1 protein-coding gene is annotated in these 393 nt (G+C 62.6%); it reads left to right on the forward strand.

All coding sequences use genetic code 11. The features are described 5' to 3' along the window. Window positions 1-231 (forward strand): GGDEF domain-containing protein (locus tag AB4Y92_RS26290; RefSeq protein WP_441822295.1); only part of this gene is annotated, 231 nt, incomplete at its 5' end. Window positions 232-393: the final 162 nt, after the last annotated feature.

Raw genomic sequence — 393 nt, forward strand, 5'->3', positions numbered from 1 at the left:
GAGCAAGCCTTCCATTTCGCGGATCGCCTGCGCGGCGAAATCGCGAGGATCTCGTTTCCCAGACTGCCGCCGGATCGAACAGTGACCTGCAGTTTCGGCATCGCCGAGCTTCGCCGAGGAGAGACGCTTGCACATACGATCGGCCGCGCGGATCAGGCTCTGTACGCCGCCAAGAACGCCGGACGGAATCGTACGCGCACGGCTACGACATTAGTGCCGGCGCGATCCTAGGCGTCATTGCTGGCATTGAGTTCGTCCAGCTCAAGCCCGTCCTTATCGTTCGGATCCGGCAACAGCCCCTGCCCCGTCGCCCAGCGCGCCACAATCTCGGCAACAGCCTCTTCACGCGATCGACGTGACTGGATTTCCCGCAGATAGCGATCGAGCGCAGTC

This window comes from Lysobacter sp. TAB13 (assembly GCF_052113885.1).
Classification (GTDB): Bacteria; Pseudomonadota; Gammaproteobacteria; order Xanthomonadales; family Xanthomonadaceae; genus Lysobacter; species Lysobacter gummosus.